11 protein-coding genes are annotated in these 12,915 nt (G+C 60.6%); 5 read left to right on the top strand and 6 right to left on the bottom strand.

Annotation, left to right across the window (positions count from 1 at the left end; all coding sequences use genetic code 11):
- Positions 1–29: 29 nt before the first annotated feature.
- Complete coding sequence (gene dnaE, locus HMPREF2656_RS08405; RefSeq protein WP_070422212.1) at positions 30–3,590, top strand: DNA polymerase III subunit alpha; 3,561 nt, start codon at positions 30–32, stop codon at positions 3,588–3,590.
- 233 nt (positions 3,591–3,823) lie between these two features.
- On the opposite strand, the gene HMPREF2656_RS08400 is transcribed toward dnaE, so the two are convergent.
- Together HMPREF2656_RS08400 and HMPREF2656_RS08395 are read right to left on the bottom strand one after the other, a co-directional pair.
- Positions 3,824–4,318 (bottom strand): hypothetical protein, encoded by a 495-nt coding sequence (locus HMPREF2656_RS08400; protein ID WP_070450913.1) that lies wholly within the window; start codon positions 4,316–4,318, stop codon positions 3,824–3,826.
- A gap of 29 nt (positions 4,319–4,347) precedes the next feature.
- Positions 4,348–4,809 (bottom strand): hypothetical protein, encoded by a 462-nt coding sequence (locus HMPREF2656_RS08395; RefSeq protein ID WP_070816320.1) that lies wholly within the window; start codon positions 4,807–4,809, stop codon positions 4,348–4,350.
- A 277-nt stretch (positions 4,810–5,086) separates the two neighbouring features.
- On the opposite strand from HMPREF2656_RS08395, the gene ilvA reads away from it, so the two are divergent.
- The 4 genes from ilvA to HMPREF2656_RS08375 are packed head-to-tail and all read left to right on the top strand — an operon-like array spanning position 5,087 to position 7,654.
- Positions 5,087–6,370, top strand: a complete 1,284-nt coding sequence (gene ilvA, locus HMPREF2656_RS08390) for a threonine ammonia-lyase IlvA (RefSeq protein ID WP_070816319.1) — start codon at positions 5,087–5,089, stop codon at positions 6,368–6,370.
- Positions 6,371–7,021 carry a YigZ family protein gene (locus HMPREF2656_RS08385; RefSeq protein ID WP_070450919.1) on the top strand — a complete coding sequence of 217 codons (651 nt, stop codon included), beginning with the start codon at positions 6,371–6,373 and terminating at the stop codon, positions 7,019–7,021.
- Between the two features lie 11 nt (positions 7,022–7,032).
- Positions 7,033–7,266, top strand: coding sequence for a hypothetical protein (locus HMPREF2656_RS08380; RefSeq protein WP_070816318.1), 234 nt, complete (start codon positions 7,033–7,035; stop codon positions 7,264–7,266).
- A 4-nt stretch (positions 7,267–7,270) separates the two neighbouring features.
- Entirely contained in the window at positions 7,271–7,654 is a 384-nt protein-coding gene (locus HMPREF2656_RS08375; RefSeq protein ID WP_070570058.1) for an RNA-binding S4 domain-containing protein, read from the top strand.
- Positions 7,655–7,660: 6 nt separating this feature from the next.
- Here HMPREF2656_RS08375 and HMPREF2656_RS08370 read toward each other — a convergent pair whose 3' ends face one another.
- From HMPREF2656_RS08370 to glgX, 4 genes are all read right to left on the bottom strand, one after another.
- Positions 7,661–8,692, bottom strand: a complete 1,032-nt coding sequence (locus HMPREF2656_RS08370) for a GTP pyrophosphokinase (RefSeq protein ID WP_070771478.1) — start codon at positions 8,690–8,692, stop codon at positions 7,661–7,663.
- Positions 8,693–8,706: 14 nt separating this feature from the next.
- Positions 8,707–9,258, bottom strand: coding sequence for a hypothetical protein (locus tag HMPREF2656_RS08365; protein ID WP_141761044.1), 552 nt, complete (start codon positions 9,256–9,258; stop codon positions 8,707–8,709).
- A 103-nt stretch (positions 9,259–9,361) separates the two neighbouring features.
- Positions 9,362–10,723, bottom strand: coding sequence for an exonuclease domain-containing protein (locus tag HMPREF2656_RS08360; protein ID WP_070816316.1), 1,362 nt, complete (start codon positions 10,721–10,723; stop codon positions 9,362–9,364).
- Positions 10,724–12,913 carry a glycogen debranching protein GlgX gene (gene glgX / locus HMPREF2656_RS08355; RefSeq protein WP_070422222.1) on the bottom strand — a complete coding sequence of 730 codons (2,190 nt, stop codon included), beginning with the start codon at positions 12,911–12,913 and terminating at the stop codon, positions 10,724–10,726.
- Positions 12,914–12,915 lie beyond the last annotated feature (2 nt).

Here is a 12,915-nt window from a genome sequence, read left to right as displayed (position 1 = left end):
GACTTGCGTAGCCGTCTAAGATGAGCCGCATGGCCAAAAAATCCTCCTTCGTTCATCTTCATAACCACACCGAGTTCTCCATGTTGGACGGCATGGCAAAGGTGGACTTGCTGGCTGAGGAGGTGTCCCGCCAGGGCATGCCAGCAGTCGGCATGACCGACCACGGCAACATGTTCGGCTCCAATGCGTTTTACCGTCGCATGGTCGATGCTGGTGTGAAGCCGATCATCGGCATTGAGTCTTACATGGCACCGGACTCTCGTTTTAATAAGAAGCGTGTGCTGTGGGGTACGCCGGATCAAAAGCGTGACGATGTCTCCGCGTCCGGCGCATACCTCCACCAGACCATGCTCGCCGAGAACGCGACGGGTCTGCGCAACCTGTTCAAGCTGAGCTCCCTTGCGTCGTACGAGGGACAGTTGGGCAAGTGGCCTCGCATGGATGCGGAACTTATCGCCGAGCATGCTGACGGCATTATCGCGACCACTGGCTGCCCGTCCGGTGACGTGCAAACTCGCCTGCGTCTAGGCCAGTTTGACGCCGCGTTGGAGGCTGCGGCGATGTGGCAGGACATCTACGGCAAGGACAACTACTTCCTTGAACTGATGGACCACGGGTTGCACATCGAACGCCGCGTGCGCGACGACCTGTTGCGCATCGGAGAGATGCTTGAACTGCCGCCGCTGGTGACCAACGACTGCCACTACGTCCTCGAATCCCAGGCGCCCGCGCACGAGGCAATGCTGTGTGTCCAGACAGGCAAGACGCTGCTGGATCCGGACCGCTTCAAGTTTGATGGCTCCGGCTACTACATCAAGACTGCCGAACAGATGCGTGAGTTGTGGGACTCCACCGTGCCTGACGGGTGCGACAACACCCTGTGGATCGCGGAGCGTGTCGGCGACTACAGCGAGTTGTGGGAGGAACACCCGCACGATCGCATGCCGATCGCGGACGTTCCGGAGGGACACACCCCGACGACGTGGCTGCGTGAGGAGGTTCGCCGCGGACTGTCGGAGCGTTTCAACGGGGGAGAGGTTCCGCAGGAATACACCGAGCGTGCGAACTACGAGATCGACGTCATCGACATGAAGGGCTACCCCTCCTACTTCCTGATCGTTGCGGAGCTGATTAAGCACGCCCGCGAGATCGGCATTCGCGTTGGTCCCGGTCGTGGTTCCGCCGCTGGTTCGTTGGTTGCGTATGCGTTGACCATTACAAATATTGACCCGATGGAGCACGGCCTGCTCTTCGAGCGATTCCTCAACCCGGAGCGTCCGTCCGCACCGGATATCGATATCGACTTCGACGATCGCCGCCGCGGAGAAATGATCACCTACGCCGCCGAGCGTTGGGGCGAGGACAAGATCGCCCAGGTGATCACCTTTGGCACGGTGAAGACAAAGCAGGCCATTAAGGACTCGGCGAAGGTGAACTTCGGCCAGCCGGGCTTCCAGATGGCCGACCGCATCAACGGTGCCCTGCCACCAGCAATTATGGCGAAGGATATTCCGCTGTCCGGCATCACGGACCCGGAGCACGAGCGCTACGCGGAAGCGGCTGAGGTTCGCTCGCTGATCGAGACAGATCCGGATGTGGCCAAGATCTATGAAACCGCCCGTGGACTTGAAGGCGTTGTGCGCCAAGCAGGTGTGCACGCATGTGCGGTGATTATGGCGTCGGTGCCGCTGATGGACCACATTCCGATGTGGAAGCGTCCTGCCGACGGTGCGATCATTACCGGTTGGGACTATCCGGCGTGCGAGGCCATTGGCCTGCTGAAGATGGACTTCCTCGGCCTACGCAACCTGACAGTGCTTGGCGACGCGCTGGAGAACGTGGAGAAGAACCGCGGCGAGACCATCGACCTTGAAGCCTTGGACACCGACGACGAGGCAGTGTACGAGTTGCTGTCTCGTGGCGACACCCTTGGTGTGTTCCAGCTCGACTCCGGAGGTATGCAAGAGTTGCTCAAGCGCATGAAGCCGACGGGCTTTAACGATATTGTCGCCTCGCTCGCTCTGTACCGTCCGGGCCCGATGGGTGTGAACGCTCACTGGGACTACGCCGACCGCAAGAATGGGCGCAAGCCGATCACTCCGATTCACCCGGAGCTTGAGGAGCCGCTGCGCGAGATTCTCGACGAAACCTACGGCCTGATCGTCTACCAAGAGCAGATCATGAACATCTCGCAGAAGGTAGCCAACTACACGGCTGGTCAGGCAGACGGCTTCCGTAAAGCCATGGGTAAGAAGAAGCCGGAGGTGCTGGCGAAGGAGTACGAGACGTTTTCTGCCGGCATGTTTGAAAACGGCTACTCCAAGGAAGCCGTCGATGCACTGTGGGGAACGATTGAGCCGTTCGCGTCGTACGCGTTTAACAAGTCGCACGCCGCAGGCTATGCGTTGGTGTCGTACTGGACTGCCTACATGAAGGCGAATTACGCCGCTGAGTACATGGCCGCGCTGCTGACCTCTGTTGGTGATAAGAAGGACAAGTCCGCGATTTACCTGGCGGATTGCCGCCACTTGGGCATTAGCGTGTTGCAGCCAGATATTAACGAGTCTGAAGAGAACTTCATGGCTGTCGGCAAAGACATCCGTTACGGACTTGCGGCTGTGCGAAACGTCGGTGCGGAAGTGGTGGAGTCCATCAAAGAGACCCGCAAGTCCAAGGGGCACTTCACCAGCTTCTCTGACTACCTGGACAAGATCGATCTCCTTCCGTGCAACAAGCGCATCACGGAATCGCTGATCAAGGCAGGCGCGTTCGATTCTTTGGGTCACCCGCGTAAAGGCTTGATGCTGATCCAGGAAGACGCGGTGGACTCAGTCTTGGCGACGAAGAAGGCCGCTGACAAGGGCCAATTCGACCTCTTCGCGGGCCTTGGCGGCGAGGACGGTTCCGCGAACTCTGCGTTTGCCATTGAAGTACCTGAAGACGAATGGGACCGTAAGCACAAACTCGCCCTCGAGCGCGAAATGCTTGGCCTATACGTGTCCGGGCACCCGCTTGATGGGTACGAGGAAGCCATCGATGCACAGACCGATACGCAGCTCACCACCATCCTGTCCGGTGAACTGCGTAACGGCGCAGAGGTCACCATCGGTGGGTTGATTTCGAATGTGGACCGACGCTTCTCTAAGAAGGACGGTTCCCCCTGGGCGATTGTGACCATCGAGGATCACCACGGCGCGCAGGTGGATGTGCTGCTCTTCAACAAGGTGTACGCGCTCGTCGCTCCGCAAATTGTGGAGGACAACATCATTTTGGTCAGAGCACATGTCTCAATTCGCGACGAGCGTATGAGCTTGTTTGGCGACGACGTCAAAGTCCCCGAACTTGGCCCCGGCAACGGTGCTGGCCTGCCGCTCCGTCTAACGCTGCGGACGGACCAGTGCACCATCGACAACATTTCGAAACTCAAGGGAGTGCTGTCGAACAACCCAGGCGACTCAGACGTCTATCTCAACCTGGTCAACGGCGAACACAGTCAACTGATGATCCTCGGCGACCATCTGCGAGTGCACCGTTCTGCGAGCCTGATGGGTGATCTCAAGGCAACCCTGGGTGCGGGGATCTTGGGCTAGGGGAAACTATGCCGCTGCATAGTGTGCGCGTTTGGGGCTCGTGCGGTGGTGACTATGCCGCTGCATAGTCGGCTTCGGTGATTCTCTGCGGGCGTACCGCGCCGCGAGCTTGTCGGGTGACGCCTTGGGAACCGGGATGTTGGGTTAGGGGAAACTATGCCGCTGCATAGTCGGCGCAGCTAAATGCCCGCTGGCATATTGCACAGCGGGCATGAGGAGATGAAGCGCGTGTCTTACTTGAAGAACTTACGCAGCGCCTCGCGACCACCAGGGATCGAGTTGATGAAGACAACCAGGCTGCCGATTGCAGCACCAAGCGTCGTAACAATCACGCTGATAGTCGTGATTGCTTTCAGGATTTCTTCCTCATTATCGGCAGGGCCGATGCTTCCGTGCGGAGCCAGCGTTGCCGAAGGCTCAGCGGTCACCTTCGTCGGCGTAGGAGCGGTCGTGGTTTCCTTCGTCGTGGTTTCGGTCGACTGGTTGGTGGTAGTTTCCTCCGACGTCTCAGTAGTCGTCGTCGAGGTGGTGGTTTCCTCCGTGCCCTCGGAAGGTGTCGGTTCCGCCGGCGCCTCAGTGGTCGTCGTCGGTGCCGGTTCCGAGGTGGCGGTGGTAGTTGCCGAAGTGGGTTCGGATGTGGTGGTCTCTGCAGCGAGAGCTGAAGTGCCAAGAGCGCCAGCGGCGACGGCGGCACCGGCTGCGGAAACCAACAGAGTGCGGAGCTTCATGCTTGAATATTCCTAGCTGGGGTGGAGGTTTAGAACGGGAGCTTCGGGAGCTGGACCTGCGGCACGTGGACGTGCGGGATGCCCAGGTGGAACTCGCGGTTCAGTGCGTCGATGATCTTGTTGATGCCACGCGGGTCAGAGAACACGATCAGACCGGTGGTCAGAACCGCAGCGAGGGTGCCAGACACAGCGCCGATGATGTGGCCCTGGGAGGAACCGGAAGTCTGCTTCTGGGGAGCCGGCGGGTTGTTGGTCTCGTCCTTGTTGTCCTCGCCCTTGCCCGGCTGCTCGGTCTCGCCCGGCTTGTCGGTTTCGCCCTCGCCCGGCTTGTCGGTTTCGCCCTTGTTGTCCTCAGGTTGGTCAACCGGAGCGGTGGTGTTGGTGTCGGTGGCCCCGTTGCCGGTGTTTTCGGCGTCCTCAGCGTAAGCCGGGGTAACAGCCAGGGTCAGCGCGGTCGCGGCAGCGACCATTGCAGAAGAAATGCGCTTCATTATGAAAAACTCCTATGGAAATTTAGGGGGTTTGTCGCTGTCGACCGTGCGCTCGACAGATCACTCGGAAGAACCTAGCAGGTTCCCAGAAGAAAACATAGTGATATAGGCAATGTTTTCAGTGATCCCCGCATCGGATTGGCCAACACCTGGAAGTCAGGGGTTTGGTCACGGCGAGCAGTGTACCCCAAATCATCTATATGTCTAAGTCCTGTGGAAGCGGGGTAAATCGAGGTTTGAACAAACTGAAAACTCGTCGCGCGTACACTGATCGACCATGCGCCCATCCGACACATTCCGAGAGGTCCATGCCGCCGATATCCAGTTCGCGCAGGGAAGGATTTCTTCTGTCATTACTCCGTCGCCGCTGCAGTACTGCCCGCGGCTGTCTCAGCAGTACGGTGCTGAGATTTATCTCAAGCGTGAAGACCTGCAGGATGTGCGTTCGTACAAGATTCGCGGGGCTTACTTTGGTATTTCGCAGCTGACCCCGGAGGAGCGGGAGGCTGGCGTAGTGGCGGCGTCGGCAGGCAATCACGCCCAAGGCGTGGCGTACGCGTGCCGTGCGCTTGGTATTCAGGGCAAGATCTTTGTCCCGAAGCCAACCCCGAAGCAGAAGCGTGACCGCATTTTGGTGCACGGCGGTGATGCGATTGAGCTCGTCGTTACGGGCAACACGTTTGACGAGGCTGCCCAGGCTGCGCGCGAAGATGCTGCGGCACGGGGAGCGACGGTGATTGAGCCGTTCGACTCGCGCAATACCGTGGTCGGGCAAGGCACCGTCGCGGCCGAGATCGTCGCGCAGTTGTCCAGTATGGGCAAGCAGCTCGACACTGTTCTTGTGCCGGTCGGTGGCGGTGGCCTGATGGCAGGCGTGATGTCGTATGTGGCGGACATGTCGCCGTCGACGAGGGTGGTTGGTGTTGAGCCGGTGGGGGCGTCGTCGTTACGCGCTGCGATTGAGGCGGGCGAGCCGGTGACGCTGGAATCTATCGACCCATTCGTAGACGGTGCGGCGGTGAAGCGGATCGGTGACACTCCCTGGCAGGTGTTCCAAGCACACAAAGATCGTGCTGAGGTGTTTTCTTGCGACGAAGGGGCAGTGTGCACGGAGATGCTCTCGCTGTATCAAAACGAAGGCATCATCGCTGAGCCCGCGGGTGCGCTGTCGGTTGCGGGCCTTGCACAAACGACGATTAAGCCAGGCTCGACCGTCGTCTGCATCATCTCTGGGGGCAACAACGATGTGCTGCGCTACGCGGAGGTCATGGAGCGCTCCTTGGTCCACCGCGGGCTGCGTCACTACTTCCTGGTCAACTTCCCCCAAGAGCCAGGACAGCTTCGCATGTTCCTGCGGGAGATCCTGGGTGAGGAAGACGACATCGTCTTGTTTGAGTACCTGAAGAAGAACAACCGCGAAACCGGTGCCGCGCTCGTCGGTATTGAATTGGCGCATGCGGACGACCTTGCCCCGCTTCTGGAGCGCATGGACGGATCGCCGATCGGCTGCCGACGTTTGGAGCCCGGCACGCCGGAGTACGACTTCATCGTTGCAGGTTAAATGGTTACTTCCTACGTCCGACCCAAGGCTGGGGAGACAGCCATCCACGAACTTGAGATCAAGCGTTCGCGGTTTATTACCTGGGTGACGCGCGCCACCACTGAGGAGGAAGCGCGCGAGGTCATCCATGCTGCGCGTGAGGCGTACCCGGATGCGCGCCACCATTGTTCGGCGTTCATCGTTCATGTCGACGACGCACAGCCAATCGAGCGTTCCTCCGACGACGGCGAGCCCTCCGGCACGGCAGGAAAGCCGATGCTTGAGGTGCTCAAAGGATCAGGCATGTCCGACATTGTCGCCGTGGTTATTCGCTACTTCGGTGGCATCAAGCTTGGCACGGGTGGGCTCGTGAGTGCGTACACGAACGCGGTGTCTGAAACACTGCCGAGCGTTGTCACCACCACACGCGCCATGCGTGAGCAAGTTGCCGTGGACCTTCCGCATGCTGAAGCCGGCCGAATCGAAGCAGAACTACGCAACGCTGGGGTGGAAGTCGTAGACGTCGAATACGGAGCTGCCGCCACGTACACGCTCGCGTTCGAACCGGGGGAGCGTGAGCGTATCGACGACCTCCTCGCCGCCGCCACCCAAGGCCAAGCAGAAAGCAAAACGCTCGGACCACGGTGGGTCGAGTTGTCTACTTCGCGCTAGAATTGCATGCCATGACTATGCAGCCGCGCCCAAACAACCCGATCGACCAACGAAAAGCCGCCGTGCGCAAATACTCGCGCGACGCGCTGGTGTGGGCCGGTGGCGGCCTCGCCGGCGGCATCGCGTTCGGTCTGCTGATGCAGTCCTGGACGATCCTGGTGCTTGGGCTCGTCATCGGAGTTGCGGGTGGTTTTGTGAATTGGAAAAAAGTCCAAAAGATCGTCAACCACCAGGACCGTTACTAGCGCCTTGATCGAACCGTCAGGCAAAGCCGTCCGTATCGACGCCTGGCTGTGGGCCGTGCGGATCTTCAAAACACGCAGCCAGGCCGCCGAAGCCGTTCGTGCTGGGCACGTCAAGATCGGTGGCAAGGCAGTCAAACCTGCCGTCCAGGTCGTGCCGGGAGACACGGTGCGGGTATGGAAGAACCACCACGAGTACATTCTCGAGGTTACAGCGACGGTGTCGAAGCGCGTTGGCGCACCGGTGGCGCGCACCTGCTACATCGACCACAGTCCGCCGCCACCGCCACGTGAACTTTTCGCGGCACCTCCTGTGCGCGATCGCGGGACCGGGCGCCCCACGAAGAAGGAACGCCGCGAGATTGATCGCCTGATGGGGCGGCGGAACTAAACGCAGCTAATCGATGCTGCCGCGCAGCCGGGCTAGACGGCCGTTCAGACGCTTGCGGCGCACCTCTGGGCGGTTTCCCGAATCCCAGGTTTTCTCGATGTGTTCGGTGCCGAACCGGTTGAGCAGCAGATCGTCGATAATGCGCACTTGCCCCGGGACGAATGAGTAGTTCATCGAGTTGGACACAGCCTCGATGTCTGCCGGGTTGGTCAGGTCCGCAACGTCCGAGACAAGCTCAATGCCGTGGGCACGCAGCAACTCGGTGAGGAAGCGGTAGTCGCCCGCGCGTGAGAGCGGAAACTGGCTGCCAAGCAACACGGTCAGAATGCCCGGCAGTGTCTCAGGCGAGATTTCGGTGTCCACGTCGGTGTGCACCTTTTCCTGCGGGTCTGCCAAGGTTGAAATTTGGTCAAACTGCTGATCGGCTAGCTCGATAAGCCCTGCGGCGAGGGTGAACGCGCGGTCCACCTGCGGGTCGAGTTTTTCCGCTGAGCGTTTGTACCTGATGTCGTGCTCAAACTCCGCCCACGCATGCTGCAGCACTGTACGAATCTGCACCTCGAAGACTTGGCCGACGAACTCCTCAAGGCCCTCGGATTGCTCCTCAACACGGACGACAAGGTGGTGCGAGCCGTAGCCGAAGTTGCCGGCGACTCGGGTTTCTTCGGCTTTGTCCACGCTGCGCAACACCTCAAACTCGTCGGCGAGCAGGCGCTGCACTGCAGGGATCTCGGTCGAGTGCAGCACGGTGATTCGGGCGCCGATGATGTCTTTGATGTCGTGCCACGGGTCGGGGTAGAGCAACTCACCGTCGCGAGTTTTGCGGGCTTTTTCCTTCAACGAGGTCCAGGACTTTACTCGTGCATCTACGCGGTCGAAATTCACGCCGGCATCGCGCATGAGTTCATGGAGGGCGTGGCGGAAGGTCATCGCCACGTCCTCGTGTGCGTTTACCCAAGCGAAGTAGGTGGAGCCAAGACGTGCGATTGTGTCGTCAGCTTCCTTGTTTCGCTTGGCCGGTTGTTTTGAAGTGCTCATGTCGGCGGGTGAGCTTACCCGGAAACTGGCGGATCGTGCATTAGCGGGAAGCCGACCGAGTATGTCATCAGCGCGCCGCGCCCCAGGATGTCGCGGACGTGATGCAGCGGTGCGTCGAAGATAAACAGTTCCTGGTCGTCGCGGGTGGCGTAGACCAGCTCGTGGCGGGGGTCGAGCACCGTCTGGAAATGGCGGTGCATCACCGTAAACGTTTTCGGGTGAGCGAGCCACGCGGTGGGTGGCACACCGTGTCCACCTACCTCTAAACCGGGCGGAAGGCCGGTCTGCTCCAGCGCGGCAGCGGGATTGCGCACCAAAAACTCGACGCCCGTGTCGACGAGCGCCCGCTTCGCCAACCGGTCAGCGGCACCATTCCAGAGCTGGTTCATGCTCGGCGTGAGCTCACCGATTTGTTGGTGGGTCAGCGCCGGACCGTCGTCGACGGTAAAGACACACACCAGGCGCGGTGCAAGGTTGATAAACGCGGTCGAGGCCGAAAAGCCAGGCGTGAGCCAGGAACGTGACGACGACGATGGCGCGACGTCGTCGCGGCGCGCCAGCCGCAATTCAATAGCATCTTGGTGGACAGGGCGGGGAAGAGTTTCTACTACGTACATACTCAGTTAGACGTAGCCAACACCGCCCCGGTTCCATCCGAACCAAAACTTTTTACAGACCGAGTACCTTGAGGAGTTTCGGGGCCTGCCAAATCTGAATGTCCTGGCCCTTTTCCTGCAGTTCGCGGGCTCGTTTCTCCTTCGAGGTCACACTCGACCATTCGCCGACAACCAGGATGGTCGTTTTCTTGGTGACGTTCTTGCCCACCTGCGCGCCCTGCTTCGCAATCGCGTCCCACAACTCGCCCTTATCGTGCGGTTCGAACTCACCGGTTAAGGTGACGTGCTCGCCGTACAGAGGAGCGTTCGGGTCGGCTTGAGCATCTGGCTCCGGCACGGTGTCCGGGGTGGCCACCGACTGCCACGGAGCGGGTTTGCGCTCCTTCTTCACCGGGCCGGCCTGGTTGGAACCACGTGGCTCGGCGGTGGCGGCAACGGCAGCAGCGACACCACCTTCGGCGACCTGCTTCGCCTGCACCGCGCGGCCGGCACCGGAGCGGTCGCGGAGGACAGGGGTGACGCGGGCGTCGTCGATCGATCCGAGCGTGAACCCGGTGTCGTGGATGAAGCTCATCAGGCTGCCGGTGTGGCCGGCCTCCCGGGCGAGACCAACCATCACACCGGCGCACGCAGCGGCATCTTCGCAGGCATCGTGGTGGTTGTCCAAGGAAACGCCGAAGTGCTGCGCAAGGGTTGGAAGCTTGTGGTTTGCCACATCCAGCTTGGTAGCGCGGGCCTGTGCCAACGTGCACGCGAACAGCATCTTCGGGACGGCGATGGAGGAGGCCAAGCAAGCATCGCGAAGTGCGGCGGCATCGAACTGTGCGTTGTGCGCGACAAGGGGTAAATCCCCGACAAAGGTGGTCATTTCCGCGATACAGTCGCGCACGTCTGGGGCATCAGTGACATCCTCAGCAGAAATGCCGTGGATAGCAACGTTGCCGGATTCGAACTCGTCTAAACCGGCAGGCGGCTTACATAACCAAGACTTTCGCTCGACCTCTTCGCCGTCGACAATCTTGACCAACCCGATCTGACAGATCGAGCCCCAGCGACGGTTCGCGGTTTCCACATCGAAACCGACGAAGGAGAAGCCAGGAATGCCTGCTCCGCCGTCGGCGGTAGCGGTGGTGGGGGCCTTGCCGTGCTTGGCGTCGTCGAGAAGCGTGCGCAACTTCTTTGCGCCATCGACGTCTCCCGGTGCGAACCAGACGGTCAGCGGAGCACCGGTGGTGGCAACATCCACTTTGGTCGGCGACCATGCGTCACCTTCGGTGATATCCACGCCGGTGATATCCGCAATACTGACGGTGCGGTCCGAGGAGTCGCCGCGCAGCGAGGCGAGGAGGGCAGTTGGGGTCACGGTGAGGGCGTCGTTGGTCACAGTCAACGTTGCACCATGAGCGGAAATCATTTAGGCGTTGCCTTCCTTTCGGCCCGCTCCAGCGGGCGGTTGCGTACGGCGCAGCACCACGGTCGAGCGCTGGCCGACGGTGACAGTCGAATCCGGACCGATGGGCTGTGCGCCTTCACGGTAGCCGAGGGGGCCAGTCGTATCGACGACGATCTCCCACTCGTCACCAAACCTCGCGCCGGGAACAGTGAAGTCAATGTCCTCATAATGGGCGTTGAACATGAGAAGGAATGAATCGTCCACGATGCGCTGGCCGCGGCTATCGGGTTCCGCGATCGCTTCGCCATCGAGGTGAACCATAAGTGCACGGCCGAAGGCGGCGTTCCAATCGTCTTGTGTCATGAGACGGCAGTCGGGGGTGAGCCAAGCGATCTCTCGGCCGTGTTCGTCGTCGCCAAGCGCACCGCCCTCGAGGAACCTGCGGCGGCGAAACACCGGATGATCTCGGCGCAAAGCGATGAGCCGACGCGTGAATTCGTGCAGGTCTGCTGCGCTTTCAAGGTTGGACCAGTCCATCCAAGCCGTCTCGTTGTCCTGGCAGTACACGTTGTTGTTACCGCCCTGGGTGCGTGCGATCTCGTCGCCGTGAGCGAGCATCGGGGTGCCCTGAGATAGCAAGAGTGTGGTCAGGAAGTTGCGGCGTTGCCGTGCTCGCAGGTCGAGCACCACAGGGTCGTCCGTGTGGCCCTCCACACCGCAGTTCCAGGACCTGTTGTGGTTCTCGCCGTCGCGGCTATCTTCGCCGTTGGCTTCATTGTGTTTGTCGTTGTAGGACACCAGGTCATTCAGGGTGAACCCGTCGTGGGCGGTAATGAAGTTGATCGACGCGGTGGGGCGACGCCCGTTGTGCTGGTACAGGTCCGACGAGCCGGTGAGGCGCGAGGCGAACTCGCCGAGGGTGGAGTCCTCGCCGCGCCAAAAGTCACGCATGGTGTCGCGGTACTTGCCGTTCCACTCGCTCCACAGGGCAGGGAAGTTACCGACCTGGTAGCCGCCTTCGCCCACATCCCACGGCTCGGCGATGAGTTTGACCTGGCTCACCACCGGGTCCTGTTGAACCAAGTCGAAGAAGGTGGCCAGACGGTCCACGTCTGAAAACTCGCGCGCGAGGGTCGAGGCGAGGTCGAAGCGGAACCCGTCGACGTGCATCTCGGTGACCCAGTAGCGCAGCGAATCCATAATCAACTGCAGGGAGTGCGGGTAGCGCACGTTCAGTGAGTTTCCGGTGCCGGTGTAGTCCATATAGAGGAACCGGTTGTCGTCGACAAGCCTGTAATACGCCTCGTTATCAATGCCACGAAACGCAATTGTCGGGCCCATGTGGTTGCCCTCCGCGGTGTGGTTGTATACCACATCCAGGATCACCTCGATGCCGGCCTCGTGGTAGGCGCGCACCATCTGTTTGAACTCGGCCACGGCATCGCCAGGGGCAGAGGAGGAGGCGTAGCTGTGCTCCGGGGCGAAGAAACCGAACGTGTTGTAGCCCCAGTAGTTGCGCAACCCGAGTTTGAGTAGGCGGTCGTCTTGCAAAAATTGGTGCACCGGCAGCAACTCAATCGAGGTCACACCAAGGTCGGTGAGGTAATCCACCATTACCGGGTGCGCCATACCCGCATAGGTGCCGCGCAACTGCTCAGGAATGCCCGGGTGGGTCTGTGTCATGCCCTTGACATGGCACTCGTAGATCACCATCTCCTCATCAGGGATCTTCGGCGCGCGGTCGTCGCCCCAGTCGAAGAACGGGTTGATCACCACCGACAACATCGTGTGGCCGAGCGAGTCTTCTTCATTGCGACCGGTACCAGGTTCTTCTGCGTTGACGTCGTAGGAAAACAGCGAGGAATGCTGATCAAACTCCCCATCAAAGGCGCGCGCGTACGGGTCCACGAGCAGCTTGCTGGGATCGCAACGCTTGCCGTCGGCCGGGTCCCACGGCCCGTGCACGCGGTAGCCATAACGCTGACCTGGGCCAACACCGGGCAGGTAAGCGTGCCAGACATGGTTATCCACCTCGTCGAGGGCGATACGCGTTTCGGCGCCGGTGTCGTCGATAAGACAAAGCTCAACTGCATCAGCAACCCCCGAAAACAGTGCAAAGTTCGTCCCCGCCCCATCAAACGTCGAGCCCAGCGGATGTGCGGAGCCAGGCCAGACTTGCTGCTGCAGATCCGGATGCGTCGTCTCAGTCATGC

Origin of the sequence: Corynebacterium sp. HMSC034B08, from assembly GCF_001835805.1 — a bacterium.
In the GTDB taxonomy this organism is placed as follows: domain Bacteria; phylum Actinomycetota; class Actinomycetes; order Mycobacteriales; family Mycobacteriaceae; genus Corynebacterium; species Corynebacterium coyleae.
The sequence above is the reverse complement of the archived record's forward strand: the minus strand, read 5'-3'. Positions and strand labels throughout refer to the sequence as shown.

Excerpts from the sequence above, each read along its gene's own strand:
- HMPREF2656_RS08400 (WP_070450913.1), bottom strand. The coding sequence starts at position 4,318 with ATGAAGCTCCGCACTCTGTTGGTTTCCGCAGCCGGTGCCGCCGTCGCC.
- glgX (WP_070422222.1), bottom strand. The coding sequence starts at position 12,913 with ATGACTGAGACGACGCATCCGGATCTGCAGCAGCAAGTCTGGCCTGGC.
- HMPREF2656_RS08360 (WP_070816316.1), bottom strand. The coding sequence starts at position 10,723 with ATGATTTCCGCTCATGGTGCAACGTTGACTGTGACCAACGACGCCCTC.
- ilvA (WP_070816319.1), top strand. The coding sequence starts at position 5,087 with ATGCGCCCATCCGACACATTCCGAGAGGTCCATGCCGCCGATATCCAG.
- HMPREF2656_RS08380 (WP_070816318.1), top strand. The coding sequence starts at position 7,033 with ATGACTATGCAGCCGCGCCCAAACAACCCGATCGACCAACGAAAAGCC.
- HMPREF2656_RS08370 (WP_070771478.1), bottom strand. The coding sequence starts at position 8,692 with ATGAGCACTTCAAAACAACCGGCCAAGCGAAACAAGGAAGCTGACGAC.
- dnaE (WP_070422212.1), top strand. The coding sequence starts at position 30 with ATGGCCAAAAAATCCTCCTTCGTTCATCTTCATAACCACACCGAGTTC.
- HMPREF2656_RS08385 (WP_070450919.1), top strand. The coding sequence starts at position 6,371 with ATGGTTACTTCCTACGTCCGACCCAAGGCTGGGGAGACAGCCATCCAC.
- HMPREF2656_RS08395 (WP_070816320.1), bottom strand. The coding sequence starts at position 4,809 with ATGAAGCGCATTTCTTCTGCAATGGTCGCTGCCGCGACCGCGCTGACC.